Source organism: Pseudomonas sp. GM79 (assembly GCF_000282495.1).
Lineage (GTDB): Bacteria > Pseudomonadota > Gammaproteobacteria > Pseudomonadales > Pseudomonadaceae > Aquipseudomonas.
In genome coordinates this window covers 63,860-89,072 of record NZ_AKJE01000111.1, presented here as the reverse complement: position 1 = coordinate 89,072, position 25,213 = coordinate 63,860, and the positions used below count along the sequence as shown (strand labels likewise).

Sequence of the window (25,213 nt, the reverse complement as noted above, 5' to 3'; positions counted from 1 at the left end):
ACCGGCCCCTAGGGGCCGGTTTTGTATCTACTAAAGACTCTCTAAATCAAGAGCAGGGCAAGGAGTGACAGCATGAGTCAGGATTGGGATGCCGGTCGGCTGGACAGCGACCTCGAAGGCGTAGCGTTCGATACCCTGGCCGTACGCGCCGGTCAGCACCGCACGCCGGAAGGCGAACACAGTGATCCGATGTTCTTCACTTCCAGCTACGTATTCCGTACCGCCGCCGACGCGGCTGCGCGCTTTGCTGGCGAAGTGCCGGGTAACGTTTACTCGCGCTACACCAATCCGACCGTGCGCGCGTTCGAAGAGCGCATTGCCGCGCTGGAAAGCGCCGAGCAAGCCGTGGCTACTGCCACTGGCATGGCCGCGATCATGGCGGTGGTGATGAGCCTGTGCAGTGCCGGCGACCATGTTCTGGTCTCGCGCAGCGTATTCGGCTCGACCATCAGCCTGTTCGAAAAATACTTCAAGCGCTTTGGCATCGAAGTCGATTACGTGCCCTTGGCGGACTTGTCCGGCTGGGATGCGGCAATCAAGTCCAATACCAAATTGCTGTTCGTCGAGTCGCCGTCCAATCCGTTGGCCGAACTGGTGGATATCAAGGCGCTGTCGGAAATTGCTCACGCCAAGGGCACGATGCTGGTAGTCGACAACTGCTTCTGCACGCCTGCGTTGCAACAGCCGCTGAAGCTGGGTGCGGACATCGTTGTGCACTCGGCGACCAAGTTCATCGACGGCCAGGGCCGTTGCATGGGCGGCGTTGTGGCCGGTCGTAGCGAGCAGATGAAAGAAGTCGTCGGTTTCCTGCGTACTGCCGGGCCGACCCTGAGCCCGTTCAACGCCTGGATCTTCCTCAAGGGGCTGGAAACGCTGAGTCTGCGCATGAAGGCGCACTGCGCCAATGCCCAGCAACTGGCCGAGTGGCTGGAGCAGCAGGACGGTATCGAGAAGGTCCATTACGCGGGCCTCAAGAGCCATCCGCAGCATGAGCTGGCCCAGCGTCAGCAGAAGGGTTTCGGTGCGGTCGTGAGTTTCGAGGTCAAGGGTGGCAAAGAGGGCGCCTGGCGCTTTATCGATGCGACGCGCCTGATCTCCATCACCGCCAACCTGGGCGACAGCAAAACCACTATCACTCACCCGAGCACCACCTCTCACGGCCGTCTCGCGCCGCAAGAGCGTGAAGCGGCGGGGATCCGTGACAGTCTGATCCGCATTGCGGTCGGTCTGGAAGACGTGGCAGACCTGCAGGCCGATCTGGCGCGCGGGTTGGCTGCCTTGTGATCGAGTTGTCGACGTCGGCCACGGGCACCCATGGCCGCGTCGCGCTGGTCACCGGTGCTGCGCGCGGCATCGGTCTGGGGATTGCGGCCTGGCTGATCAGCGAAGGCTGGCAGGTGGTGCTGACCGATCTGGATCGTGAGCGCGGTTCGAAAGTGGCGAAGGTGCTTGGCGAAAACGCCTGGTTCATCGCCATGGACGTCGCGAACGAAGCGCAGGTAGCACTGGGTGTGGCCGAGGTGCTCGGGCAATTCGGGCGTCTGGATGCGCTGGTGTGCAATGCCGCGGTGGCCGACCCGCACAACATCACCCTGGAAAGCCTCGATCTGGCCTACTGGAACCGGGTGCTGGCGGTGAACCTCAGCGGGCCGATGCTGTTGGCCAAGCATTGTGCGCCGTACCTGCGTGCTCACAGCGGCGCGATCGTCAATCTGGCCTCGACCCGTGCCGGGCAGTCAGAACCTGACACAGAGGCTTATGCGGCGAGCAAGGGCGGCCTGTTGGCCCTGACTCACGCCTTGGCCATCAGCTTGGGGCCGGAGATTCGCGTCAATGCGGTCAGCCCAGGCTGGATCGACGCGCGAGACCCTGCGGCACGGCGTGCCGAACCGCTGACCGACGCCGATCATGCGCAGCATCCTGCGGGCAGGGTAGGGACGGTCGAGGACGTGGCGGCGATGGTGGCGTGGTTGCTGTCCAGGAACGCCGGGTTCGTCACGGGCCAGGAGTTCGTGGTCGATGGTGGCATGACCAAGAAGATGATTTACAGCGAGTAACACCGATAGATGTGGTCTGCATTGATGTTGAATGTGCCGTCGTCTTCGCGAGCAAGCCCGCTCCCACACTGAATTTATGTCGATCACAAACCTGTGGTCCACCGCAGATCCAGTGTGGGAGCGGGCTTGCTCGCGAAAGCGGTCTGACTGTCTAAGACACAATTTTGTCTTTTTCAGAAAAACTTCAAGCAGGGTATTGACTTAGCTTCGGTACCTGCGTAAATTTCGCGGCCTCGGAGATGCAAACGGGTGATTAGCTCAGCTGGGAGAGCGTCTGCCTTACAAGCAGAATGTCGGCGGTTCGATCCCGTCATCACCCACCACTTCCGAGAGTCTTGCGAAAGCAAGATGGAAGCTTTTAAAAGCCTCCACCGACGCGCAGCGGTAGTTCAGTCGGTTAGAATACCGGCCTGTCACGCCGGGGGTCGCGGGTTCGAGTCCCGTCCGCTGCGCCATATCTGCCTCAAGGCCCACTGAACGCCTTGGAGCTACGAAGCAAGTCGCTGGTAAAGCCAGTGTCTGTTTCGAGTCGATAGCAAAAACCCTGGTCGAAAGACCGGGGTTTTTTGTGTCTGCGATTTGGCTTTTCCTCACTCATGTCCTTCCCGCCCAACCTTTCTGCGCCCCAATTGCATAAAGGACTTGGTTCACAGCTCCGACATTAATTAGAATCACTCTCATTTACGGTAACTCCTTGGCACAGGGCTTCTTGAGATGAGTGATGCAGCGATGCCGAAGGAGCAAACCTTCCACGACCTGTACCGCGATCACCGTGGCTGGCTGGAAGGCTGGTTGAGAAGACGCATGGGCAATGGCTGTGATGCGGCGGACCTGAGCCAGGATACGTTCCTGCGTTTGCTCGCCAGCTCTCAACGAATTGCCGATCTGCAAGAGCCCCGTGCCTATCTGCTTACCGTGGGCAAACGCCTGCTGAGTAATTTCTATAAACGTCGAAGCCTCGAGCAGGCTTATCTGACGGCACTGGCGGCGTTGCCGGAAGACTGTGTGCCGTCGCCCGAGCAGCGCTGGTTGTTGCTCGAAACCCTGCAAGCCCTGGATGAATTGCTCGATGGATTGCCGGCGGCAGTACGTAGGACGTTTCTCTGGAGCCAGCTGGAAGGCTTGAACTATCAGCAAATCGCCGAGCGCCTGCAGGTATCGGAGCGCACGATCAAGCGCTACATGGCGCAAGCCTATGAGCATTGCCTGTTGGTGGAACTGTGAACAGTCCGGTGCCCGATGCCCGTCAGGCGGTGCGAGCTGCCGCGCAGTGGCTCGCCTTGCTGGAATCTGGAAGTGCCAGTGAGCAGGATCGAGCGAATCTGCAGCGTTGGCGCGACAGTTGCGTCAGTCACGAGCAGGCTTGGCAGAAAGCTCAAGCCTTGCGTCAGCGGTTTGCCAGTCTGCCTTCAGCGTTGGCGCTCAAAAGTCTGGATCGCCCCGAGCCGGGTCGGCGCGTAGTGCTCAAGCGTGCATTGGGTGCGGTGGCGTTGGTGCCAGCGGCTTGGCTGATCAGCCGGCAATTGCCCCTGGATGTCTGGCGAGCCGATCTGCATACGGCCACCGGAGAGCGCAAACAGGTGCAACTCGCTGATGGCAGTTCCTTGCAACTCAACACGGCCAGTGCCGTCGATGTGGATTTGCAGAGCCGTCGCTTGAAGCTGATTGAGGGCGAACTGTCGCTGAAGGTGCCAAGCGCGTCACCGCTGACGATCCAAACGAAGTTTGGACAGATCATCGTCAGCCAAAGCGAAATCTGTGTTCGTCAGCAAGCGCGTGGTTGCCGCGTGTCGGTGTACAGCGGCGCCGTGCAATTGCAGCCATTGCAGGGGCCGGTGTTGGCTTTGCGCACTGGTCAACAAGTCAGCCTTCAAGCAACCGGTGTCGGGCCGATCAGCCCATTCGATGTGCTTGCGCCGGGTTGGCGCGAGGGCGTGCTGATGGCGAAAAACCAGCCGCTGGGGGATTTCCTGCGCGAACTCGGCACTTATCGACCGGGTGTGCTGCGTTGGGAGCCGGAGCTTGAAGCGTTGCGTGTCACCGGCAGTTTCCGTCTGGACGACACCGATCGCGTCCTCGCGTTGCTTGCGGCCAGTCTGCCGCTGGAGGTGCATTCACGTACCCGTTATTGGGTGACGTTGCTGCCGCGCAAAAATAGTGTGTGAAGCCTGTCCCCTTTTTTCGGCTCGCTTGTCATTCAAGGCATGTGAACGAATCAAGAGAACTCTATCAATGCCCGCAGTAATACCTTGCTGTCCGCGTCCGGCTTCTTCCCGCCTGCGTCCGTTGTTGCACCTGAGCCTGTTGCTGGGCCTGAGTGTCAGTCCATTATTCATCACAGCCAGTTGGGCCGAAGACAGTGCCCGGCGCAATTATCAGGTGCCTGCCGGCAGCCTGAGCGATGCGCTGACCCGCTTCGCCGGTCTGTCTGGCGTCAATCTCTCGGTAGACCCGGCACTGGTGGGTGGTCGCACCAGCCCAGGTCTTTCCGGCGAATTCGCGGTCGAGGAGGGCTTTGCCCGGCTATTGCAGGGTTCTGGTCTGCAGCTGCAGCCGGTGGGCGAACAGGCCTACATCCTGACCCCGGCGCCAGAAGGCAGCAGCCTGCAACTGGCCCCCACCTCGATTCTCGGTGCCACGGGCGGGGCGGACGGCGAGGTGTATGCCGGCGGCCAGGTCGCGCGTCGCGGGTCGCAAGGCTTGCTGGGCTCGAAAGATTTCATGGAAACGCCGTTCAGCATGACCACCTACACCGGTGAGGCGGTCAAAAACCTGCAGGCTCGGACCTTGGGCGACCTGATCGCCAGTGATCCTTCGGTTCGCGCCACCAACCCGGCGGGTGGGCGTTATGAGCAGTTCACCATTCGCGGGTTCAGCCTGTTCAACAGTGATGTCGCCTACAACGGTCTCTACGGCGTCCTGCCGACCTATACGATCGACATGGAGATGGCTGACCGCGTTGACATCATCAAAGGCCCGAGCCAGCTCATCAACGGCATCTCGCCGCGGGGCAGTGTGGGTGGCGGGATCAACGTGGTGCCCAAGCGCGCGACCGACAAGCCCATCACTTCGTTCACCGGTAGCTACGCTTCCGACAATCAGGTCGGCGGTGCCGTGGATGTTGGTCGGCGCTTTGGTGAGGACAACAAATTCGGTATTCGTTTCAACGGCGTGAAGCAGTCCGGCGACACCGAATGGGATCACCAGAGTGTCGATCGCGAGATGGCCGTGCTGGGCCTGGATTTTCGCGGTGAGCGCCTGCGACTCTCTACGGACATCGGGCGCACCGAGCGTGATACCGACGCCCCGCAGGAGCGCGTGCAGGTCGGCGCCAATGCCAAGGTGCCGAATGCGAACGATGTGCGCGACAACTATGCGCAGCCCTGGAGCAAGGCGAGTACCAACGACACGTTCGGGGCGGTGAACGGCGAATTTGATGTCAGCGATTCCGTCATGCTGTACGGGGGCGTGGGCGCGCGTAAAAGCAATCATGACTTCCTCCGGCATGCCGTTGCGGTCACCAATGATGCCGGCGATTTCAGCGTTCAGCCGCGTGACTTCACCCGTGACGAAAATGTCCGGACGGCCACGGCAGGGGGGCGCAACTGGTTTCATACCGGCCCGGTGAGCCATGAAGTCAATCTGGCCGCCAGCTATTTCTACATGGACTTCGAAAATGGCGGCGCCCGTTATGCCGCGGCCCGCAGCAACCTCTACGACCCCGTGGAAACACCAACACCTGTCAGACCCACTCGGCTCGATTCGAAGGTCTACACCGAGAACCGCTTCAGCGGCGTGGCGTTGTCCGACACTCTGGGTTTCTTCGATGACCGGCTGCTGCTGACTCTCGGCGCCCGCTGGCAGCGCGTAAAGGTTGACGACTGGACGGATGATGTCAAAGGCGCCACGGCCTACGATGAAGAAAAGGTATCGCCATCGGGCGGCATCCTGTTCAAGGCAACCGATAAGCTGTCGCTGTATGCCAACTACATGGAGGGCCTGAGCCAGGGCAAGATCGCGCCGTCGACCTCTGTGAACGAGGATGAGATATTCCCGCCGTTCATCAGTCGCCAGGTCGAGGTCGGCGCCAAGTATGACGCGGGTGCGTTCGCCGTGACCGCCGCAGTGTTCCGGATCAAGCAGCCGGCCTATGAGACCAACGCCACGACGCGGGTTTTCGGCCCGAACGGCAAGCGCGAGAATACGGGCGTGGAGCTGAGTGTGTTCGGTGAACCGCTTAAAGGTTTCCGCCTGCTCGGCGGTGTCATGTACATCGACAGCGAGTTGAGCAACACCACCAACGGCACCTACGACGGCAACCGGGCACCGGCCACGCCGAAATACAACGTCAACCTGGGCGCCGAGTGGGACGTGCCGACCGTACAGGGCCTGACCCTGACCAGTCGCGGCCTCTATTCCAGCTCGCAGTATCTGGACCAGTCCAACAACAAGGAAATCGACGCCTGGGAGCGTTTCGACGTGGGTGCACGCTATGCGTTCAAGGTCGACGAAAAGAACATCACCCTGCGTGCCAATGTCGAGAACGTGGCGGACAAACGCTACTGGAGTTCGGCCGGGGCCTCGGATGACAGCGAGCCTGGCTTGACGTTGTCGACCCCGCGCACCTACCTCCTTTCGGCGACGGTCGACTTCTGAGTCAGCGACAGGGCCGCTTTTCGTAGGCGCCAGGCTTGGTGGCGAAGGTGCACTTGATGACGCCTTCGCCGGCAAGCCTGGCTCCTACGTGTCCTGGCCGCATTCAGCGGCCCCGTTTAACCTCTATCGGTCAGTATCCGAACTTGTCCCGCAATCCGTAATACCAGGCGCCCAATGCAGCGAATGGTGTACGCAGCAATTGTCCGCCGGGAAACGGGTAGTGGGGCAGGTCGGCAAAGGCGTCGAAGCGCTCGGCCTGACCGCGCAATGCTTCGGCCAGTACCTTGCCCGCCAGGTGCGTATACGTCACGCCGTGGCCGCTGCAACCCTGGGAATAGTAGATGTTGTCGCCCAGCCGTCCGACCTGGGGAAGGCGCGACAGGGTCAGCAGGAAATTGCCGGTCCAGGCGTAATCGATTTTCACGTCCTTGAGCTGCGGGAAGGCCTTGAGCATCTTTGGTCGAATGATCGCCTCGATGTTCGCCGGGTCGCGCGCACCGTAGACCACGCCGCCGCCGAAAATCAGGCGTTTGTCAGCGCTCAGACGGTAGTAATCAAGCAGGTAGTTACAGTCTTCGACGCAGTAGTCCTGAGGCAACAGGCGCTTGGCCAATTCATCGCCCAAGGGTTCGGTGGCGATCACTTGAGTCCCGCAGGGCATCGACTTCGCCGCCAGCTCCGGCACCAGATTGCCGATGTAAGCGTTGCCGGCGACGATGATGAATTTGGCCCTGACCTTGCCCTGAGGCGTATACACCACCGGATTGGTGCCGCGCTCGATGCGCACCGCTGGCGACTGCTCGTAAATGGTGCCGCCCAGCGACTCCACGGCTGCTGCCTCGCCCAAGACAAGATTGAGCGGATGAATATGCCCGCCGCTCATATCGAGCATGCCGCCGACGTATTGATCGCAAGCCACCACTTCACGGATGCGTCGCTGATCCAATAGCTCAAGTTGCGTATGACCGAAGCGCTCCCACAGGCGCTTCTGGGATTCCAGATGGCCCATCTGCTTGGCGGTAATGGCGGCGAACACGCCGCCGTCCTTCAGGTCGCACTGGATGTTGTATTTGGCCACCCGCTCACGAATGATCCGTCCACCCTCGAACGCCATTTGCCCCAGCAGCTGAGCTTGCTTGGGACCGACACTGCGCTCGATCACATCGATATCACGGCTGTAGCTGTTAACGATCTGGCCACCGTTGCGCCCCGATGCGCCAAAACCCACTTTGGCCGCTTCCAGGACCTTTACCCGAAAACCGTTCTCCAGCAGGAACAGGGCAGAGGACAGGCCGGTATAACCGGCGCCGATGACACAGACATCAGTCTCTACATCATCCTGCAAGGCCGGGCGCGGCGGCGCTGCATTAGCCGATGCGGCGTAATAGGACTCTGGGTAGGGAGTGTTCGCCATCCTGCAGCCTCTGTTTAATATATTTTACGAGTGCAACGATCCTACCCGAGTTAAAAAACGACCGCCAGCCAGCGGAAAATCTTCTTTGCCACAGCAAAATTAAATATTTTGCATATTCATAGGGTTAGGTGAAAAAAAGGTGTTGACACCCCATCGGAATTCCGTAGAATGCCGCCTCACAGCAGGCACGTAGCTCAGTTGGTTAGAGCACCACCTTGACATGGTGGGGGTCGTTGGTTCGAGTCCAATCGCGCCTACCAAACAAAATCCGCTCTGCTGGGCGGTCTAGAAGGGCTCACCGAAAGGTGGGCCCTTTTTTGTTGTCTGTGATTTAACTTGAGCCGATGGCCCACCTCCAGCGAACATAGTTTCTGAACTAACGCAGCCATAACCGTCTATACATTGCAGGGGCCATCCCCTTTCTGAGAGAACGGATATGTTTAGATCTCGCTCGTTGATTGCCGCTATGACGTGTCTTGCCTTGGCGTCCGGTTCAATGACTGCATTGGCCGACCCGGGAAACGGGAAGGGCCAGGGAAGCGGCAAGGGAAATCCACAAAACATCCAGGACCATGGCAACGCCAGCCATGGAAACAAAGGCAAAGGTTCAGGGGGTGACGATTGGAGTCACGGCCCGAGCATCAACCACGGTAGTGTCCTTGGCATCGTGGGTGGTTATCGCGACTACTGGAGCCCCGGGCCCGCCTTGCCACCCGGCATTCAAAAAAACCTCGCCCGTGGAAAACCGCTACCGCCGGGAATCGCCAAAAAACTCGATGGCCGATTGCTCGGCAGGCTTCCGCATTACGATGGCTACGAGTGGCGCCAGGCTGGCACTGACTTGATATTGGTGGCGATCGCTACCGGGATCATCTACGAGGTTCTCAATGGCGCATTCGATTGATGAAACCGACCAATTCAATCGCGTCCTCGCAGCATAACGACCTGTAAATCACGGGAAGCAATGTGCATTTTTTCGATAATTGCACATTGCCTGCCCGCTGGTCGTCGGCTTTTGAACTGTGTGCCACCGAAACAGTCAATTACTCCGTGCAATATCAACCACACGGAACCTCCCCATGTTATTAAAAAACAAGAGTTTTGCAGCTGTCATGTCATGTGTGCTGATGCTTGCAGCCGCCCCATTATTGCCCGCTGATCTGTCCATCATGAGTTCCGCCTACGCGAAGGATGGTGGCGGTGGTGGCGGTGGTGGTAACGGCGGTGGCAATGGCGGCGGTAACGGTGGTGGTAACGGCGGCGGCAATGGCGGCGGTCATGGTGGCAGCGGTAATTCCGGCCATTCTGGCGGCGTCAGCAGCAATGGCCACGGCGCAGGCTTGAGCAGTGATCACGCAGGCAGAGCCGTTCGGGACCATGGCGTCAGTGGCAACCACTACGGTAGCGATCGTAACGGTGATCGCGGCCGTGGTTCAGTCACTTCGGGCATTGCCCACTCCAAGGATACGCGAGGGGTGGCGAAGGCCACTGCCATTTCGGCCTCCAGGCCTGGCGATCACAACACGAAAGGGTTGAGCAACGCTCGCACTTCGATTTCAAAAAGAACGCATTGAGTCAAAGGCTCTCAAGCCGGGTATCCATCAGGAGCCCGGCTTTTTTGTGCCTGCTATTTGCCAATTGAATCGGGCACTGGGACAGCAGTTGCATTGCTTGCCCTGGCAAAAAGCGCCACGCCCACCCCGATCAAGCCAGCGATCACCGCCAGCAGCAGAATGACTTTCTGTGCTCCCAGAGGGGCGGCCAACAAGGCGATCAGCAATCCGGCCAATGGTTGAGAAAGATTGTTCAGCAAGGTAATGACGCCCACGGTCTTGCCGAAGTCCTTGGGCGGAATCACCCGCTGGCGGATGCTGCGTATGTATACGTTGAACATCTTGTCGAAACCGACAATCAGCAGGAAGCCGATGGCATACCCCCAAGCGTTCGGACTGAAGGCAGTGGTCAGAGCGCCGGCGGCAATCATCGTATAAGAAACGACTCCCAGTACTCTCATAGGTAAGGTCACCTGCGCCAGGAAGAACAGAATGACGATGGTGGTCACCGCCCCGGCGGCTTGCAGCCCTGCATAAAAGTCTTTGCTGGCGCTGTATTGGCCGATCACCATGGCTGCTGATGTGGCCAGGGTGATACCGATGAGAAGGTTCACGCCCACCGCCAGGCTGATCACCTTCTGCAGTTCCGCCAGGTCGCGAATATGCCCGAATGCAATGCGCAGCGGTTGCAGCCAGATGTCCTGATGTTGCTCGAACGACTCCAGAGTGATCGAGCTGGTGCGTTGCCAGATCAGCATCGCCAGATCAGCCAGCAGAAACAGCCCGGCAATCCCCAGCACCACCCAGTGCCACGCCCAGACTTCCAGCATCAGCGCCGCGACCAGTGGGCCAAGCACCAGCCCGGTCTGATCGGCGATCTGCGAATAGGAGAGGGTCTTGGTGTAGGTGTATTGCTTGAAAATGTAGGGCATGACCACTTCGCGGGCCATGATGCCCTGGGTGGTCAGCACGCCGCACAGCACGGACAGAATCACGATCCAGTAGATGCCATCAAACACGCCATACAGTGCCACGGCTGCGACGCAGGCCGCTGCACGGTAGACCTGGCTGATGTGCAGGATGCGAATGGGCGAAAACTTGTCGCACAGTGCACCGCATACGGGAAATGCCAGAAAGCGCGGCAACGACTCGGCAAAAAAAGCCAGGCCGGCCAAAGAGACACTGTTGGTGGTCTGAAAGACAATCAGCGGGACGATGAACAGCAGGATCTGGTCAGCCAGCCGGGACAGGAACAGCGAGATAAAGAAAGCCAGGTAATCCTTACGCATAGTGACCTCATGTCGATGGCGGTGTATCAGCGGAGCCACGTGCTTTGGGCAAATATCCTCCGATGAACTACTACTGTAGGGCTGTTTCAACTTCGTCTGTAGGGAGTATGTCGATGCTGATTCACTGGTTTCTGGCGGCGATTCACCTCTTGGCCTTTGCGCTGGGCTTCTGGGCGGTACTGACCCGCGGTAGGGCTTTACGTCGTCTGATTGCCGGGACAGGGGAGGCGCGCAGCGTTCTGGTTGCGGATAATCTGTGGGGGATCTCTGCAGTCATTCTCTTGGTCACGGGAGGGATGCGAGCTTTTGGTGGGTATGAAAAAGGCACTGATTACTACCTTCACCAGCCGCTGTTTCACCTCAAAATGACGCTCTTCGTCCTTATCCTGCTGCTTGAAATTGCACCGATGGTGGCGCTGATCAAATGGCGGATTGCGCTGGGGCGTGGGGCGGCGATCGATACCGGGCGCGCAACGCTATTTGCCCGTATCAGTCATATCGAGGCGCTGCTGCTGGTGCTGATGGTTGTGGCCGCCACGGGCATGGCGCGTGGGGTCGCGTTTGGCTAGCCGGGAAGGAGGAAGCCCTTTCTCGCAGCAAATCCGAAACGTCTGACAGTCAGGCATGAGGCGAGGGCGCTAGTATCGGCCCCACGTTGCGAAGGCATGGCAAAGAGAGGCTGGGCAGAGAGCGATGCGGTGCTTGAATCTTTAGCCAGCCGTTATTCGAGGCTGAATGGGCTGGCTACTGACCACAGCAGGATTCAGGGTGTTTGCGGTTTGTCTGGGGCGGTCAGGCCGGCCTGAATGCGTTGATAGATTTCTTCGCGATGCACCGCAACGTCTTTCGGGGCGTTGATGCCAATTCTGACTTGCTGGCCGCTAACGCCCAGAATGGTGATCGTAATATTGTCACCGATGTTTATGCTTTCACCGACTTTGCGGGTGAGTATCAGCATGGTTTTCTCCTTGATTGCTTTGTAGGGCACCTGATTCGGACAGTGCAGAGGTCGGTATAGGTATAGATTAGTGCGAAGTCTCGCAGTTTGGGTGCCTCTTTCTGACGCGCAGATGCTGCATTAATTCCCAAGGCGTAACTATACAGAGGCCGCAACCATCATTCTCGTTGTTTTGCGCCCATTTTGCGGCGCTCGAGCAGGATCCATGAGTGTTAAAATCGCTGCTTTCAGCATTCAGAGGGAAGCGTTGTGCGCAAAGTGGCCTTGGTAATCGCAGTATTGACGTTGGCCGGGTGCGATGAGGGTAAGGGGGTTAACGCGCAAAAGCCGCAACCGACAGTCGCTTCCGTACCCGCGGCGACAACCGGTCCGCAATGGGACGTCGAGGTGCGCGGCGAAACCCCCCAGGCGGTCAGTGACCTGAGCGGCTGGCTGATTGAGCATAGCTTCGTTTCCAGCGTCATCAGGGAGAATGGAAAGGTTCGGATCCTGATAGGACCGTTTAATTCGAAAACCGAGGCAGAAGCCAAGCAAGCTGAGGTGACGGCAGCGCTTACCCGTGCAAAGAAAAGGAATATCGAGTCGCTGGTGGTCGAACATCCGACGGCTCAATAAACAAAAAACGGCGTTTAGAAACGAACAAAGGCCTGAGGTGTAATGCCCCAGGCCTTTGTGTTTTCAGCGGCCGGTCAGCCGCAGGTTTTCATGTCCACCGGGCCGACAAACTCGTTGCCGCGCCCCATCACACACGCCACGCTCTGGTTGCGCTGACGTTCCCAGGCCTGTACCGGATAGGTCTTGTTCCAGGCTTCATACAATTGCCGATCCTGTTTTGACAGGCGCAAGCCGTACTGCTTGCTCATGTAGAAGTAAGTCCGGGCGATCATGCCGCGAATGGAAGGGCGGGGCATGACCTTCTTCGCCTTGAAGTCGACCTGCGTCAGGCACGAACCATATTGACCCGATTGCACGGGCAACCAGCCGAAGCTGAAGTTGCTGCGATCGCCATTCACCTCGCCGATGCTCGGCACCAGATTGTGCAGATCGGCCTCGGCTTTCTGATAGGTCGGGTCGTACCGTGTGCAGTTCTTGCGACCGCCTTGTTGCCAGCATTCGCGCAGATGGCCGATCTGCCAGGCCGGGACAATGTGTTCCCACTCGATGCGCGAGGCGCGTTTGGCGTTTTTGCGCGGCACATAGCCGCAGGCGGCCAAGTCCACGCGGTTGCCGGTGTATTTGCAGCCGCAATAAAACTCGGTGGATTGCGGGGCGTACAACTTCCACGCGACTTTCTTGGCTTCGTTGAAGGTGCGTGGGGCGCCAGCCTGGGCGCCAAGGGTGATGAGCAGAAGCAGTAAAGCAAACCAGCGGACACTCATTGACTCAGTCTTCCTTTGGCACAACCCAGAAAATCTGCACACCGCCATCGTCGCGATGGGCGAGGGTGACGTTATCGTTCTCGTCGATTTCTTCGAGCAAGCGTTCCCACTCATCCACCGGTTCATCTGGAAGACGGAAGATCAGTGCCGCTTTGGCTTTTTGAGCGGTGGGGGAATTGATGATTTTCTGAATGCGCATACCCAGGCGTTCATAGGTATCAGGAGAGACAGAGGTAGTGGCCACGGAATTATCCTTATTAAGCTGTACGGGCATACAGTATTTAACTGTAAGCATTTTCGCAACTGCTTAAAATTCAAGAAAATCCTCTGACAGTAGTTTTTTCCGTTTGGTGTAGGACGATGGGAAATTTTTTATCGGAATAGGTCGTGAACCACTCACCAAGGCTGGCGAGTGGTGGCAGCGATGCCCGACCAGAACAGGTCGGGCGAGGGCGGATCAGTATTCCCAGAACATCCGTTGCAGTTCTTTGGTGTCGTTGGTCTTGGTCAGCGCGACCATGGCCAGGATGCGGGCTTTTTGCGGGTTCAGGTCGTTAGCCACAACCCAGTCGTACTTGTCGTCAGGCTGTTCGGCGTTACGCAGTACGAAACCACCGGCGTTGACGTGGGAAGAACGAATGATTTGTACGCCGTCCTTGCGCAGGGCTTGCAGGGCGGGAACCACGCGGGACGAGACCGAGCCATTGCCGGTACCGGCGTGGATGATGGCTTTGGCGCCCGATTGAGCCAGGGCTTTGTAGGCGGTGTCGCTGACGTTGCCATAGGAATAGGCGATTTCGACGTCAGCCAGGCTCTTGATGGTTTTGATGTCGAATTCCGAATCCATGGTGTGGCGCTTGGCTGGCAAGCGGAACCAGTAGGATTTGCCTTCGACCACCATGCCCAGTGGGCCCCAGGCACTTTTGAACGCCTCGGTCTTGATGTTGATCATTTTGCTGACATCGCGACCCGACTGGATTTCATCGTTCATGGTCACCAGTACGCCTTTGCCGCGCGCGTCTTTGCTGCTGGCCACGGCGACGGCGTTGTACAGGTTCAGCATGCCGTCGGCCGACATGGCGGTGCCAGGGCGCATGGAGCCTACGACGATGATCGGCTTGTCGGTTTTTTCCACCAGATTGAGGAAGTAAGCGGTTTCTTCCAGCGTGTCGGTGCCGTGGGTGATGACAATGCCATCGACGTCTTTGCTGTCGGCCAGTTCAGCCACGCGACGGCCCAGTTGCAGCAGGTTGTCGTTGGTGATGCTTTCGGACGCGATCTGCATGACCTGTTCGCCGCGAACGTTGGCCAATTGGCTTAGTTCCGGAACCCCTGCGATCAGCTGTTCGATACCGACTTTCGCCGCTTGATAGGTGGCGCTGTTGGCGGCACTGGCACCCGCGCCGGCGATGGTGCCGCCGGTGGCCAGGATCACCACGTTCGCCAGTTTCTGTTTTGTTTCGACTTCTTTTGCCTGAAGGGCGGTGGGCAGAAGTAATAGCAGGGCCAAAGCGCCCGGAATAAAAGTGTTGAAGGCAGATTTCATTATTGTTTTCTCTCGTAGTGAAACGTTGCGGATGCAGGTTCATCTAGACACGCCCCCAAGCAGATCTGAACGCCGGGGGTGTAGGAGAAGAGCAGGATCTGTACCAGCCTGATATTCAACAATAAGATCTTTTAACCATATGATTTTTATATGAATTATTGAAACGTCTGGAAAAGTATTCGCACTTGGGTGTCCGGGTTTCCGAACAGATGTAGCTTTTACGTTCGGCTCTCCGACCCTCATTGAGACAGTCGACTTGCAAAATCGGAAATCAGTGCTAAAGAAATCCCCGCACAGGTCGATGCTCCTCTAAAGGGATCTTTTCCAGGAGTTCATATGTCGTTTACTGTCGGTTTTCCAAATGCAGGTGCCATCACTATCGCGGGCAAGTCTCCGGCGACTATCAACGCCTTGAGTGAAGCGACGTCCGACGCCTCAGCCCAAGCGCTGGGTGAAGAGGCGGGTAGTGACAACCAAGTCAGAACCGGTGGCGGTGCGCAGACTCAGGGCGAAAGCAAATCCGAAAAAAGCAGCAATCAAAGTATTGCGGTGCAGGTACTGCTCAAACGCATGCAGGAACTTCAGCAGCAACTGCGCGAACAGCAGCAACAACTGGCGGCCGCTCAGGCAGCGAATTATCCGACCCCGGAAGCCAAAGCCACCGCGGTCATGTCGATTCAGGGGCAAATCGCCGATACCAGCGGTGCGCTCGCGCAAGTGACAGGCAATCTGGTCAAAGAGCTGGCCAAGGGTTCCAGCAGTGGCAGTCTGGTCAGCACCACAGCGTGATGTAAAAGGGTTGGCTTTTGCCAACCGAGACACAGAACGGGTCGTTGACAAATCTCGATAGGGTTCGCATAGTTCGGTCTACGCAAACGTTTGCGCGGTCGCCCTTGATGGCTTGATCCCGTAAGGGCAGAGTCCAGCGCAAGCATTGCTCAGAATAATCATAAGATCGGAGTGAACCCATGAAGCTGCCATTCGCTGGACGTCTTCTCGCTGTCGCAATGCTGGCTGCCGCATCCGCCGCGTTGCCCGTCTCTTCGGCTTTCGCCGAAACCCCTGAAAAACCTAAAGTCGCATTGGTCATGAAATCCCTGGCCAACGAATTCTTCCTGACCATGGAAGACGGCGCCAAGGCCTACCAGAAAGACCACTCCGGCGACTTCGAACTGATCTCCAACGGCATCAAGGACGAGACGGACACGGCCGGCCAGACGCGCATCGTCGAGCAAATGATTTTGTCCAAAGTCAACGCATTGGTCATCGCTCCGGCAGACTCCAAGGCCATGGTCCCGGTCATCAAGAAAGCAGTCGATGCCGGCATCACCGTGATCAACATCGATAACCAGCTGGACCCGGCCGTGGTCAAAAGCAAAAACATCACCGTTCCGTTCGTAGGCCCGGACAACCGCAAAGGCGCGCGTCTGGTGGGTGAGTACCTGGCCAAACAGCTGAAGGCTGGTGACGAAGTCGGCATCATCGAAGGCGTTTCCACCACCACCAACGCCCAGCAGCGTACGGCTGGCTTCAAGGATGCGATGGAAGCGGCGCAGATCAAAGTCGTGTCCCTGCAGTCCGGCGATTGGGAAATCGACAAGGGCGGCAAGGTTGCCTCGTCGATGCTCAGCGAGTACCCGAACATCAAGGCCCTGTTGGCCGGCAACGACAGTATGGCGGTCGGCGCGGTATCTGCCGTGCGCGCGGCGGGCAAGGCCGGCAAGGTGCAGGTGGTTGGTTACGACAACATCAACGCCATCAAGCCAATGCTCAAGGATGGCCGCGTCCTGGCCACCGCCGACCAGTTCGCTGCCCGCCAAGCGGTATTCGGCATCGAGACGGCGCTGAAAATCATCAAGGGTGAGACGGTCGATAGCGGCGCCAACGGCGTCATCGAAACTCCGGTAGAGCTGGTTACCAAGTAGTCTTTCTGGCGACACAACGGTGCTCGCCTCCTGGGGCGAGCACATGGAGAGTTTTTATGTCAGTTTGCGCCCCGAACGCTGTCCTCTCGGTCAGCGGTATCGGTAAAACCTATGCCCAACCTGTCCTCACCGGTATCGACCTGACGCTGATGCGTGGTGAAGTGCTGGCGCTGACCGGCGAAAACGGTGCCGGTAAAAGTACGCTGTCGAAAATCATTGGTGGACTGGTCGCGCCGACCACCGGCCAGATGCGATTCCAGGGGCGGGATTACCGTCCAGGCAGCCGGAGCCAGGCCGAAGAGCTGGGCATCCGCATGGTCATGCAAGAACTCAATCTGTTGCCGACGTTGTCGGTGGCGGAAAACCTGTTTCTCGACAACCTGCCCAGCCACGGTGGCTGGATCAGCCGCAAGCAATTGCGCAAGGCGGCGATCGAGGCCATGGCCCAGGTCGGCTTGGACGCCATCGATCCAGATACGTTGGTTGGCGAACTGGGTATCGGCCATCAGCAAATGGTGGAGATCGCCCGCAATCTGATCGGCGATTGCCACGTGCTGATTCTCGACGAGCCGACAGCAATGCTCACGGCCCGTGAAGTTGAAATGCTCTTCGAGCAGATCACTCGCCTGCAAGCGCGTGGCGTGTCGATCATCTACATTTCCCACCGCCTCGAAGAACTGGCTCGGGTGGCCCAGCGCATCGCGGTATTGCGCGATGGCAACCTGGTCTGTGTCGAGCCGATGGCCAATTACAACAGCGAGCAACTGGTCACCCTGATGGTCGGCCGTGAATTGGGCGAGCACATCGACATGGGGCCGCGCAAGATCGGCGCGCCGGCCTTGACGGTCAAAGGGCTGACCCGTTCCGACAAAGTCCGCGACGTGTCTTTCGAAGTGCGCGCCGGCGAAATTTTCGGAATTTCCGGTTTGATCGGGGCAGGGCGCACTGAGTTACTGCGCCTGATCTTCGGCGCCGATACAGCCGACAGCGGCACCGTTGCGCTGGGGGCGTCGGCTCAGGTGGTGAGTATTCGTTCGCCGGCCGACGCGGTCGGTCACGGCATCGCCCTGATCACCGAAGATCGCAAAGGCGAAGGCCTGCTGCTGACGCAATCGATCAGCGCCAACATCGCCTTGGGCAATATGCCGGTGATTTCCAGCGGTGGCTTCGTCAACAACGGTGACGAGATGTCTCTGGCCCAGCGTCAGATCAACGCCATGCGCATTCGCAGTTCCAGCCCGACGCAACTGGTATCGGAACTGTCCGGCGGTAATCAGCAGAAAGTCGTGATCGGCCGTTGGCTGGAGCGCGACTGTACTGTGATGCTGTTCGACGAGCCGACCCGTGGCATCGACGTCGGCGCCAAGTTCGATATCTACGCATTACTCGGTGAGTTGACCCGTCAGGGCAAAGCGCTGGTAGTGGTGTCCAGCGACTTGCGCGAACTGATGCTGATCTGCGATCGCGTCGGTGTGCTGTCGGCAGGGCGTCTGATTGACACCTTCGAGCGTGACAGCTGGACCCAGGATGATTTGCTTGCCGCCGCTTTCGCCGGCTACCAAAAACGTGATGCGCTGTTCAACGAAGCAGCGCCTAGGGATCTTCCATGAATACTGCATCTTTGGCCGGCAAACGTAGTGGCAATTTTTACGGCCTCGGCACTTATCTGGGTCTGGCCGGTGCCTTGCTGGCGATGGTCGCGCTGTTCTCGGGCCTGAGCAGCCATTTCCTGTCCTACGACACCTTCAGCACCCTGGCCAACCAGATTCCCGATTTGATGGTGTTGGCGGTCGGCATGACCTTCGTATTGATCATCGGCGGTATCGACTTGTCGGTGGGGTCGGTACTGGCGCTCGCGGCCTCGGCGGTCAGCGTGGCGATTCTCGGTTGGGGCTGGAGCGTCTTGCCTGCGGCCTTGCTCGGCATGGCGGTGGCGGCATTGGCCGGGACCATCACCGGCTCGATCACCGTGGCCTGGCGGATTCCGTCGTTCATCGTGTCCCTCGGCGTGCTGGAAATGGCGCGGGGCCTGGCGTATCAAATGACCGGTTCGCGCACCGCCTACATCGGTGATGCCTTCGCCTGGCTGTCCAACCCGATCGCCTTCGGCATCTCGCCGTCGTTCATTATTGCCTTGCTGATTATCTTCATCGCCCAGGCCGTGCTGACGCGTACCGTGTTCGGTCGTTACCTGATCGGCATCGGCACCAACGAAGAAGCAGTGCGTCTGGCGGGGATCAATCCGAAGCCCTACAAGATCCTGGTCTTCAGTCTGATGGGGCTGTTGGCCGGTATCGCTGCGTTGTTTCAGATTTCGCGCCTGGAAGCGGCGGACCCGAATGCCGGCTCCGGTCTGGAGCTGCAGGTGATCGCCGCGGTCGTGATCGGCGGCACCAGCCTGATGGGCGGGCGCGGTTCGGTCATCAGTACATTCTTTGGCGTCCTTATCATCTCGGTACTGGCGGCCGGTCTGGCGCAGATCGGCGCGACCGAACCCACCAAACGCATCATCACCGGTGCGGTGATCATGGTGGCGGTGGTGCTTGATACTTATCGCAGTCAGCGCGCAAGCCGGCGGACCTGAGTCATGGCAACAATCAAGGATGTAGCGGCACTCGCGGGCATTTCCTACACCACGGTTTCCCATGTGGTGAACAAGACGCGGCCGGTCAGTGAGGAAGTACGGGTCAAGGTCGAGGCGGCGATCAAAAGCCTCGACTACGTGCCCAGTGCCGTGGCCCGGTCGTTGAAAGCGAAAACCACCGCGACCATCGGCCTGCTGGTGCCCAACAGCCTCAACCCGTACTTCGCCGAGTTGGCCCGAGGCATCGAGGATTACTGCGAGCGCAACGGCTATTGCGTCATCCTCTGCAACTCCGACGACAACCCGGACAAGCAACGCAGCTACCTTCGCGTGTTGCTGGAAAAACGCATTGACGGCCTGATCGTTGCCTCAGCCGGGGGGGATAGCGGTCTGGCCGAAGGTCTGGCGGGTGTGCGTACGCCGATGGTAATCGTCGACCGTGGGCTCGAAGGTCTCGATGCCGATCTGGTGCGCATCGATCATGAATACGGTGCCTACCTGGCGACCCGGCACCTGCTGGATCTGGGGCATCGGGACATCGCCACGATTGGCGGGCCGGCGAGTACCAGCGTGGCGCAGATGCGTCTGGCCGGTTATTGCCGCGCCTTGAAAGAGGCAGGCGTCGAAGTGCCGCGCGAGCGCATGCTGGAGAGCGACTTCACCAGCACTGGTGGTTACAACGCCGCCGCGATACTGCTGGAAAACAACCCGCCCAGCGCGATCTTCGCCGGTAACGACATGATTGGCATCGGTGTGTTGCGCGCCGCTGCCGAGCGCAATATTCGTGTGCCCACCGAGTTGTCGGTGATCGGCTTCGACGACATCCAGATGAGCCGTTACGTCTATCCGGCGCTGACCACCGTTGGTCAATCGATCCTGCAGCTTGGCGAGATGGCGGCCGAAGTGCTGTTGCGCAGGATTGCCACGCCGGATCTGGCAACCGATCAGCGCATCGTGACGCCCAATATTGTCCTGCGCGAATCGACTGCGCCGCTGGCCAGTGTGTTCGCCCAATTCCGCTAAACAAAAAGTACCGCTGAAACCGAAAGTACCGCAGAAACAGAATTGACGAGTGATGTATGCCAGCAAAAGTAGTGGTAATAGGCAGCCTGAACATGGACCTGGTAACCCGGGCACCACGGCTGCCCCGTGGTGGTGAAACGCTGATCGGCAAATCGTTTGCCACGGTTTCCGGCGGCAAGGGCGCGAACCAGGCCGTGGCTGCGGCGCGGCTGGGGGCGCAAGTGTCGATGGTCGGTTGTGTCGGCAACGACGCCTATGGCGAAGCACTGCGCGGGGCGTTGTTGGCTGAGCAGATCGATTGCCAGGCGGTCAGCACGGTCGAAGATTCCAGTGGCGTAGCGTTGATCGTGGTCGATGACAACAGTCAGAACGCGATCGTGATTGTTGCCGGTGCCAACGGTGCGCTCACGCCCGAAGTGATCGACCGTTTCGACGCGGTGTTACAAGCAGCGGATGTCATCATCTGTCAGCTGGAAGTACCGGATGCCACGGTCGGTCATGCTCTGAAGCGCGGTCGTGAGCTGGGTAAAACCGTGATTCTCAATCCGGCGCCGGCCAGTCGCCCGCTGCCGGCGGATTGGTATGCGGCCATCGATTACCTGATCCCCAACGAAAGCGAAGCCTCGGCCCTGAGCGGTTTGCCGGTGGACTCCCTGAGCACCGCCGAAACCGCCGCCACCCGCTTGATCGCCATGGGCGCCGGCAAAGTGATCATCACCCTGGGTTCTCAAGGATCACTGTTCGCCGATGGCCAACGCTTCGAGCATTTCCCGGCAGCGAAAGTGAAGGCGGTCGATACCACCGCAGCCGGCGACACGTTCGTCGGTGGTTTCGCCGCGGCGTTGGCGGCCGGCAAGGGCGAGGCCGATGCGATCCGTTTCGGCCAGGTCGCCGCAGCGCTGTCGGTCACCCGGGCTGGCGCGCAACCTTCGATTCCCACCTTGTCCGACGTACAGGCCTTTAAAGCACCATGAAAAAGACTCCTTTGCTCAACGTCGCGCTGTCGCGGCTGATCGCCTCCCTGGGCCATGGCGACACGGTGGTGATCGGCGATGCCGGCCTACCTGTTCCGCCCGGCGTCGAATTGATCGACCTGGCCTTGACTCACGGGATTCCGGATTTCGTCAGTACCTTGAAGGTTGTGCTCAGCGAAATGCAGGTCGAAAGCCATGTGCTGGCCCATGAGATTCTGGACAAGAAACCGTCGGCCTTGGGCACGCTGGATGAGCTGAATGCCGACGGTGCGCTGGGTCGGCGCGAGCTGCTCAGTCATGACCAATTCAAAGTGCTCAGCCGACAAGCACGGGCGATTATTCGTACAGGCGAATGTCAGCCGTACTGCAACATCGTTTTGGTGGCTGGAGTAACGTTCTAACTTTCAGTTCTTCCCACGCACAAGGAGTGCCCTATGCAACGCTATGCTCAGAAACTGCACCATCTGCTTCGGAGTCTGCTGCTTTTGTCCCTGATTACCGCAACAAGCGCCCAAGCGGCGGAAAAGATCGACCTGATCATCGACACCGATCCGGGTGCCGATGATGTGGTCGCCTTGCTGTTTGCCCTGGCATCGCCGGACGAGTTGAATATTCGTGCGCTGACCACCGTTGCGGGCAACGTGCGTCTGGACAAGACGTCGCGTAATGCGCGTCTCGCCCGCGAGTGGGCAGGGCGCGAGGAGGTGCCTGTTTACGCGGGCGCGCCGAAACCAATGATGCGCACGCCGATTTATGCCGAGAACATCCACGGCAAGGAAGGCCTGTCGGGTGTCACGGTGCACGAACCGAAGAAAGGCCTGGCCGAAGGCAATGCGGTCAATTATCTGATCGATACCCTGAAGACCGCCAAACCCCACAGCATCACCATCGCCATGCTCGGTCCACAGACCAACCTGGCGCTGGCGCTGATCCAGGAGCCTGAAATCGTTCAGGGCATCAAGGAAGTGGTGATCATGGGCGGTGCGCATTTCAATGGCGGCAACATTACCCCGGTGGCCGAATTCAACCTGTTCGCCGACCCTCAGGCTGCGGAAGTGGTGCTCAAAAGTGGCGTCAAGCTGACCTACCTGCCGCTGGACGTGACCCACAAGATCCTGACCAGTGAAGCGCGCCTGAAGCAAATCGCCGCTCTGAACAACAATGCCAGCAAACTGGTGGGCGATATTCTCAACGAGTACGTCAAAGGCGACATGGAGCACTACGGCATTCCGGGTGGCCCGGTGCATGACGCTACAGTCATCGCTTACCTGCTCAAGCCGGAGCTGTTCACCGGGCGTTCGGTCAACGTCGTGGTTGATAGTCGCGAAGGGCCGACCTTCGGCCAGACCATTGTCGACTGGTATGACGGGCTGAAGGCGCCGAAAAATGCCTTCTGGGTTGAAAGCGGCGACGCTCAGGGCTTCTTCGACCTGTTGACCCAGCGTCTGGCGCGACTGAAGTAAGCCCTGCACCCGCAGGTGCCAGCCTGCGGGTTTTTACATTCACTCGCTATCTGTCAGGCCCATATAATCGGCGGGGTATTTCTCGAGTATCTGGGCGATGAATGTCTGGGCGGCTTGTGTCCCCAGTTCCTTGACCAGCAAATCGATACCAATGATTGCCAACTCTTCCGGGCTGCCCGGGCTGTAAGAGCTGTGGCCCTGTGGCCACTTGATTGTGATGTTGGCGTCGATGCTTACGGTGGTCATGATGGCGCTCGTGAAATCGGGATGTCTGAATGTCGAGTTAACCATTTTGCGCGACGTTTGGCACTCCGACTTAGGCATGAGGGGAGGGCTATGCGACACTTGGTCTTTGACGAATTTTCAAGGACCGTGCTGTGCAGATCGATTTGAACACTCCCGACGGCTTGACCCTCGAAGCGGTGCGTCAGTTGCTGGCCTCTGCCAGCGACGATGAACACACTCAGTTGCGGGTCACCAAGGGCGGCATCGCCTACATTTCGTCGGGTATTGTGGGCGGTACGGACATCGACGGGTTGCTGTTTCGCCTGGAAACCTGGGCCAAGGGTTCCGGTTATGTCGGACTGGTCGCGGCCAGCGACGAGGTCTGGGTGATGCAGATTTTCAATGCGCTCAAGGAGAACTGGCCGAAGCCGCCTTTCGACTACATCGACGTTTATTGAGCGCCATTCATATTCAGTCACGATTGAGTGATGAACGGCATGCCGATGCTCAGGCACACTCGCCGCTGCCCGGATCGAGGGCAGGGCGATAGCGCCCGCTCTGAAACCAAACGCCAAAATGGCGGTCGCACGATCTCAGCTTAACTATTGAAAAAAGGAGGCTTCATGCCTTGGAAGCTCGCGTCATTGGGTACTTTGTTGGCCGCCACTCTGCTGGCCGGTTGCAGCAGTACGTCCACCGAGTCGGCAAAGGACCCCGTGGCGACCGATACCGGCCACAGCCGTTGTGAAGCCAAAGCTGCCGAATTCACCATTGGCAAAAAGGCTTCGCCCCAATTGCTGGAGCAGGCACGTACCCGCTCAGGCGCGCAGAATGCCCGGTTCCTCAAGCCTGATGACATGGTGACCCTGGAATACCGCTCCGATCGCCTGAACCTGAACACCGACAACAACCTGGTGGTCACCCGCGTCAATTGCGGCTGATTGCTTCAGGCTTTTGTTTCGGCCATAAAAAACCCCGTCACATGGACGGGGTTTTTTTAGTGCGCCAGAAAATTACTCTGGGCGGACTTGTGCAGCTTGCATACCCTTTTGGCCTTTCTCAGCCACGAAGGAAACGGTCTGGCCTTCTTTCAGGCTTTTGAAACCGTCGCTTTCGATAGCTTTGAAGTGTACGAACAGGTCGTCACCGCCACCTTGAGGAGTGATGAAGCCGAAGCCTTTTTCATCGTTGAACCATTTAACGGTGCCGGTTTGGCGATTAGACATGGTGTATCTCCAAGAAACATATATTTTCAGTAGTACTGTGCTGCTCAGGCCAACTGGGCACACCGGAGTATCATAGTCGAAATGTTCGCTTTGGGAGCCCCCCGGGTGTGCTGTTTGCCCTTCAGTAGCGTTTGCTTTGTTGCTTCGTGTGGCTGAAAGCCCCGGTTTAAAAGGCTTTCAGCCGAAAGTAAAGACAATAAAAAAAGCTGTAAAACCTGCATAAATCGTACGAAAAAGCTTAAATCCGGCCCTTTTTATCAGCGATGGGCCGAGTCACAAGGGCTTTTTTCTCACTTTTTCGCCGGTGCATTGGCCTTGCATTTGGCGATCTGGCCCAGTGCCTTCTGTTGCAGTTCCGGGCTGGCCTTGTTGTCCATCAACGACTGAATGTCGCTGGCCGGGTACGATTTGATAGCGTCGGCACCACATGCGCAGTGTGACTTGGCTGCCGCAGCGCCGATCTGCGGAGTGGCCGCCTGAGTGCACTGAGCCATGTATTTCTCGCGCTCGCCCTTTGGCCAATCGGCATGGGCAGCCAGCGGCAGCAACAGGACGACGGGTGCGACGATGGCGAATAAACGATTCAGACGCATGCTGGGATGCTCCTTTTGGGTCAATGTCTTGTTATCTGAGGGGTAAAGCAGGGTTCAAGTTCAGCACTCTGGCATAAAAATGCGTGATTTGCCCCGGCAGAAAACCTTGCCACCGCGACGACCGTTCATCTGTGCTAGCATGCCTCGCTCGGGCGTTTGCAAGCTCCGGATGACCTTCAGTCCCGGCAGCGGCAGCGGCTCGAATAACCCTGATTTGAATCCCAGTCACTCTGGTTCGGTTTTCCGGTTGGCCGCAAGGCTCCTGCCGCTGTAAGGCAGGCGTTCGTCATTGAATGGCCTGGATCGGATCTTGTACTGGCTCATCCCAACCCACGTGACCTTTGGTAG

At 58.6% G+C, this 25,213-nt stretch carries 28 protein-coding genes and 3 tRNA genes; 22 read left to right on the top strand and 9 right to left on the bottom strand.

Features of this window, described 5'->3' with window-relative positions; all coding sequences use genetic code 11:
* The first annotated feature begins 72 nt into the window (after positions 1 to 72).
* The 7 genes from PMI36_RS02335 to PMI36_RS02365 all read left to right on the top strand — a co-directional run bounded on the left by PMI36_RS02335 (position 73) and on the right by PMI36_RS02365 (position 6,713).
* Entirely contained in the window at positions 73 to 1,284 is a 1,212-nt protein-coding gene (locus PMI36_RS02335) for an O-succinylhomoserine sulfhydrylase (protein ID WP_008075901.1), read from the top strand.
* A complete protein-coding gene (locus PMI36_RS02340) occupies positions 1,281 to 2,057 on the top strand; it encodes an SDR family oxidoreductase (RefSeq protein WP_008075899.1) in 777 nt (258 codons plus the stop codon). The genes PMI36_RS02335 and PMI36_RS02340 overlap by 4 nt, the downstream gene beginning before the upstream one ends.
* A 247-nt stretch (positions 2,058 to 2,304) precedes the next feature.
* Positions 2,305 to 2,380: transfer RNA gene (locus PMI36_RS02345), tRNA-Val, on the top strand.
* Between the two features lie 55 nt (positions 2,381 to 2,435).
* Positions 2,436 to 2,512: transfer RNA gene (locus tag PMI36_RS02350), tRNA-Asp, on the top strand.
* Positions 2,513 to 2,771: 259 nt separating this feature from the next.
* Positions 2,772 to 3,281: a sigma-70 family RNA polymerase sigma factor gene (locus PMI36_RS02355; RefSeq protein ID WP_008075897.1), complete on the top strand. Its 510-nt coding sequence runs from the start codon at positions 2,772 to 2,774 to the stop codon at positions 3,279 to 3,281.
* Entirely contained in the window at positions 3,278 to 4,222 is a 945-nt protein-coding gene (locus PMI36_RS02360; RefSeq protein ID WP_008075895.1) for a FecR domain-containing protein, read from the top strand. Before PMI36_RS02355 ends, PMI36_RS02360 begins: the two co-directional genes overlap by 4 nt.
* Before the next feature lie 67 nt (positions 4,223 to 4,289).
* Entirely contained in the window at positions 4,290 to 6,713 is a 2,424-nt protein-coding gene (locus PMI36_RS02365; protein WP_008075894.1) for a TonB-dependent receptor, read from the top strand.
* Between the two features lie 130 nt (positions 6,714 to 6,843).
* Here the strand turns inward: PMI36_RS02365 and PMI36_RS02370 are convergent, their stop codons facing one another.
* A complete protein-coding gene (locus tag PMI36_RS02370; protein ID WP_008075891.1) occupies positions 6,844 to 8,127 on the bottom strand; it encodes an NAD(P)/FAD-dependent oxidoreductase in 1,284 nt (427 codons plus the stop codon).
* A gap of 183 nt (positions 8,128 to 8,310) precedes the next feature.
* Between PMI36_RS02370 and PMI36_RS02375 the strand changes: the two genes are divergently transcribed.
* From PMI36_RS02375 to PMI36_RS32190, 3 genes are all read left to right on the top strand, one after another.
* A tRNA-Val gene (locus tag PMI36_RS02375) sits at positions 8,311 to 8,387 on the top strand.
* A 176-nt stretch (positions 8,388 to 8,563) separates the two neighbouring features.
* Entirely contained in the window at positions 8,564 to 9,031 is a 468-nt protein-coding gene (locus tag PMI36_RS02380; RefSeq protein ID WP_008007237.1) for an anti-virulence regulator CigR family protein, read from the top strand.
* A gap of 175 nt (positions 9,032 to 9,206) precedes the next feature.
* Positions 9,207 to 9,701 (top strand): hypothetical protein, encoded by a 495-nt coding sequence (locus PMI36_RS32190; RefSeq protein ID WP_008075888.1) that lies wholly within the window; start codon positions 9,207 to 9,209, stop codon positions 9,699 to 9,701.
* 53 nt (positions 9,702 to 9,754) lie between these two features.
* Here the strand turns inward: PMI36_RS32190 and PMI36_RS02390 are convergent, their stop codons facing one another.
* Entirely contained in the window at positions 9,755 to 10,969 is a 1,215-nt protein-coding gene (locus PMI36_RS02390; protein ID WP_008075886.1) for an MFS transporter, read from the bottom strand.
* Between the two features lie 113 nt (positions 10,970 to 11,082).
* Here PMI36_RS02390 and PMI36_RS02395 point away from each other — a divergent pair, with 113 nt between their 5' ends.
* A complete protein-coding gene (locus PMI36_RS02395; protein WP_008075884.1) occupies positions 11,083 to 11,538 on the top strand; it encodes a DUF2214 family protein in 456 nt (151 codons plus the stop codon).
* Positions 11,539 to 11,732: 194 nt separating this feature from the next.
* Here PMI36_RS02395 and csrA read toward each other — a convergent pair whose 3' ends face one another.
* Positions 11,733 to 11,927: a carbon storage regulator CsrA gene (gene csrA, locus PMI36_RS02400; RefSeq protein ID WP_007905913.1), complete on the bottom strand. Its 195-nt coding sequence runs from the start codon at positions 11,925 to 11,927 to the stop codon at positions 11,733 to 11,735.
* A 249-nt stretch (positions 11,928 to 12,176) separates the two neighbouring features.
* On the opposite strand from csrA, the gene PMI36_RS02405 reads away from it, so the two are divergent.
* On the top strand, positions 12,177 to 12,542 hold the full coding sequence (locus PMI36_RS02405) for an SPOR domain-containing protein (RefSeq protein WP_008075883.1): 366 nt from the start codon (positions 12,177 to 12,179) through the stop codon (positions 12,540 to 12,542).
* 74 nt (positions 12,543 to 12,616) lie between these two features.
* On the opposite strand, the gene PMI36_RS02410 is transcribed toward PMI36_RS02405, so the two are convergent.
* From PMI36_RS02410 to PMI36_RS02420, 3 genes are all read right to left on the bottom strand, one after another.
* On the bottom strand, positions 12,617 to 13,306 hold the full coding sequence (locus PMI36_RS02410; protein WP_008075882.1) for an endonuclease: 690 nt from the start codon (positions 13,304 to 13,306) through the stop codon (positions 12,617 to 12,619).
* Positions 13,307 to 13,310: 4 nt separating this feature from the next.
* A complete protein-coding gene (locus PMI36_RS02415) occupies positions 13,311 to 13,601 on the bottom strand; it encodes a DUF1654 domain-containing protein (RefSeq protein WP_032830731.1) in 291 nt (96 codons plus the stop codon).
* A 162-nt stretch (positions 13,602 to 13,763) separates the two neighbouring features.
* A complete protein-coding gene (locus PMI36_RS02420) occupies positions 13,764 to 14,852 on the bottom strand; it encodes an asparaginase (RefSeq protein ID WP_008075880.1) in 1,089 nt (362 codons plus the stop codon).
* 336 nt (positions 14,853 to 15,188) lie between these two features.
* Between PMI36_RS02420 and PMI36_RS02425 the strand changes: the two genes are divergently transcribed.
* The 8 genes from PMI36_RS02425 (at position 15,189) to PMI36_RS02460 (ending at position 22,821) form a co-directional block, all read left to right on the top strand.
* Complete coding sequence (locus PMI36_RS02425) at positions 15,189 to 15,641, top strand: hypothetical protein (RefSeq protein ID WP_008075879.1); 453 nt, start codon at positions 15,189 to 15,191, stop codon at positions 15,639 to 15,641.
* A 179-nt stretch (positions 15,642 to 15,820) separates the two neighbouring features.
* Positions 15,821 to 16,777, top strand: coding sequence for a sugar ABC transporter substrate-binding protein (locus tag PMI36_RS02430; RefSeq protein WP_008075878.1), 957 nt, complete (start codon positions 15,821 to 15,823; stop codon positions 16,775 to 16,777).
* Positions 16,778 to 16,833: 56 nt separating this feature from the next.
* A complete protein-coding gene (locus PMI36_RS02435) occupies positions 16,834 to 18,387 on the top strand; it encodes a sugar ABC transporter ATP-binding protein (protein ID WP_008075877.1) in 1,554 nt (517 codons plus the stop codon).
* Complete coding sequence (locus PMI36_RS02440; RefSeq protein WP_008075875.1) at positions 18,384 to 19,361, top strand: ABC transporter permease; 978 nt, start codon at positions 18,384 to 18,386, stop codon at positions 19,359 to 19,361. The genes PMI36_RS02435 and PMI36_RS02440 overlap by 4 nt, the downstream gene beginning before the upstream one ends.
* A gap of 3 nt (positions 19,362 to 19,364) precedes the next feature.
* The gene (locus PMI36_RS02445) at positions 19,365 to 20,384 is read left to right on the top strand and encodes a LacI family DNA-binding transcriptional regulator (protein ID WP_008075873.1); all 1,020 of its coding nucleotides are present in this window, start codon (positions 19,365 to 19,367) and stop codon (positions 20,382 to 20,384) included.
* A 56-nt stretch (positions 20,385 to 20,440) separates the two neighbouring features.
* Positions 20,441 to 21,358 carry a ribokinase gene (gene rbsK, locus PMI36_RS02450; RefSeq protein WP_008075871.1) on the top strand — a complete coding sequence of 306 codons (918 nt, stop codon included), beginning with the start codon at positions 20,441 to 20,443 and terminating at the stop codon, positions 21,356 to 21,358.
* A complete protein-coding gene (rbsD, locus tag PMI36_RS02455) occupies positions 21,355 to 21,759 on the top strand; it encodes a D-ribose pyranase (protein WP_008075869.1) in 405 nt (134 codons plus the stop codon). The genes rbsK and rbsD overlap by 4 nt, the downstream gene beginning before the upstream one ends.
* Before the next feature lie 33 nt (positions 21,760 to 21,792).
* The gene (locus tag PMI36_RS02460) at positions 21,793 to 22,821 is read left to right on the top strand and encodes a nucleoside hydrolase (protein ID WP_008075868.1); all 1,029 of its coding nucleotides are present in this window, start codon (positions 21,793 to 21,795) and stop codon (positions 22,819 to 22,821) included.
* 39 nt (positions 22,822 to 22,860) lie between these two features.
* Here PMI36_RS02460 and PMI36_RS02465 read toward each other — a convergent pair whose 3' ends face one another.
* Entirely contained in the window at positions 22,861 to 23,067 is a 207-nt protein-coding gene (locus PMI36_RS02465; RefSeq protein ID WP_007905889.1) for a hypothetical protein, read from the bottom strand.
* A gap of 131 nt (positions 23,068 to 23,198) precedes the next feature.
* Between PMI36_RS02465 and PMI36_RS02470 the strand changes: the two genes are divergently transcribed.
* Both PMI36_RS02470 and PMI36_RS02475 read left to right on the top strand, forming a co-directional pair.
* Entirely contained in the window at positions 23,199 to 23,504 is a 306-nt protein-coding gene (locus PMI36_RS02470; protein WP_008075867.1) for a hypothetical protein, read from the top strand.
* Between the two features lie 165 nt (positions 23,505 to 23,669).
* Positions 23,670 to 23,987: an I78 family peptidase inhibitor gene (locus PMI36_RS02475; protein ID WP_008075866.1), complete on the top strand. Its 318-nt coding sequence runs from the start codon at positions 23,670 to 23,672 to the stop codon at positions 23,985 to 23,987.
* 72 nt (positions 23,988 to 24,059) lie between these two features.
* Here PMI36_RS02475 and PMI36_RS02480 read toward each other — a convergent pair whose 3' ends face one another.
* Positions 24,060 to 24,272, bottom strand: a complete 213-nt coding sequence (locus PMI36_RS02480; RefSeq protein WP_003179963.1) for a cold-shock protein — start codon at positions 24,270 to 24,272, stop codon at positions 24,060 to 24,062.
* Positions 24,273 to 24,562: 290 nt separating this feature from the next.
* A complete protein-coding gene (locus PMI36_RS02485; RefSeq protein ID WP_007905881.1) occupies positions 24,563 to 24,865 on the bottom strand; it encodes a hypothetical protein in 303 nt (100 codons plus the stop codon).
* Positions 24,866 to 25,213 lie beyond the last annotated feature (348 nt).

Coding starts and splice junctions, on each gene's coding strand:
- PMI36_RS02465 (WP_007905889.1), bottom strand. CDS start 23,067: ATGACCACCGTAAGCATCGACGCCAACATCACAATCAAGTGGCCACAG.
- rbsD (WP_008075869.1), top strand. CDS start 21,355: ATGAAAAAGACTCCTTTGCTCAACGTCGCGCTGTCGCGGCTGATCGCC.
- PMI36_RS02395 (WP_008075884.1), top strand. CDS start 11,083: ATGCTGATTCACTGGTTTCTGGCGGCGATTCACCTCTTGGCCTTTGCG.
- PMI36_RS02440 (WP_008075875.1), top strand. CDS start 18,384: ATGAATACTGCATCTTTGGCCGGCAAACGTAGTGGCAATTTTTACGGC.
- PMI36_RS02420 (WP_008075880.1), bottom strand. CDS start 14,852: ATGAAATCTGCCTTCAACACTTTTATTCCGGGCGCTTTGGCCCTGCTA.
- PMI36_RS02445 (WP_008075873.1), top strand. CDS start 19,365: ATGGCAACAATCAAGGATGTAGCGGCACTCGCGGGCATTTCCTACACC.
- rbsK (WP_008075871.1), top strand. CDS start 20,441: ATGCCAGCAAAAGTAGTGGTAATAGGCAGCCTGAACATGGACCTGGTA.
- PMI36_RS02480 (WP_003179963.1), bottom strand. CDS start 24,272: ATGTCTAATCGCCAAACCGGCACCGTTAAATGGTTCAACGATGAAAAA.
- PMI36_RS02390 (WP_008075886.1), bottom strand. CDS start 10,969: ATGCGTAAGGATTACCTGGCTTTCTTTATCTCGCTGTTCCTGTCCCGG.
- PMI36_RS02370 (WP_008075891.1), bottom strand. CDS start 8,127: ATGGCGAACACTCCCTACCCAGAGTCCTATTACGCCGCATCGGCTAAT.
- PMI36_RS02355 (WP_008075897.1), top strand. CDS start 2,772: ATGAGTGATGCAGCGATGCCGAAGGAGCAAACCTTCCACGACCTGTAC.
- csrA (WP_007905913.1), bottom strand. CDS start 11,927: ATGCTGATACTCACCCGCAAAGTCGGTGAAAGCATAAACATCGGTGAC.
- PMI36_RS02425 (WP_008075879.1), top strand. CDS start 15,189: ATGTCGTTTACTGTCGGTTTTCCAAATGCAGGTGCCATCACTATCGCG.
- PMI36_RS02410 (WP_008075882.1), bottom strand. CDS start 13,306: ATGAGTGTCCGCTGGTTTGCTTTACTGCTTCTGCTCATCACCCTTGGC.
- PMI36_RS02335 (WP_008075901.1), top strand. CDS start 73: ATGAGTCAGGATTGGGATGCCGGTCGGCTGGACAGCGACCTCGAAGGC.
- PMI36_RS02475 (WP_008075866.1), top strand. CDS start 23,670: ATGCCTTGGAAGCTCGCGTCATTGGGTACTTTGTTGGCCGCCACTCTG.
- PMI36_RS02460 (WP_008075868.1), top strand. CDS start 21,793: ATGCAACGCTATGCTCAGAAACTGCACCATCTGCTTCGGAGTCTGCTG.
- PMI36_RS32190 (WP_008075888.1), top strand. CDS start 9,207: ATGTTATTAAAAAACAAGAGTTTTGCAGCTGTCATGTCATGTGTGCTG.
- PMI36_RS02435 (WP_008075877.1), top strand. CDS start 16,834: ATGTCAGTTTGCGCCCCGAACGCTGTCCTCTCGGTCAGCGGTATCGGT.
- PMI36_RS02430 (WP_008075878.1), top strand. CDS start 15,821: ATGAAGCTGCCATTCGCTGGACGTCTTCTCGCTGTCGCAATGCTGGCT.
- PMI36_RS02485 (WP_007905881.1), bottom strand. CDS start 24,865: ATGCGTCTGAATCGTTTATTCGCCATCGTCGCACCCGTCGTCCTGTTG.
- PMI36_RS02380 (WP_008007237.1), top strand. CDS start 8,564: ATGTTTAGATCTCGCTCGTTGATTGCCGCTATGACGTGTCTTGCCTTG.
- PMI36_RS02365 (WP_008075894.1), top strand. CDS start 4,290: ATGCCCGCAGTAATACCTTGCTGTCCGCGTCCGGCTTCTTCCCGCCTG.
- PMI36_RS02415 (WP_032830731.1), bottom strand. CDS start 13,601: ATGCTTACAGTTAAATACTGTATGCCCGTACAGCTTAATAAGGATAAT.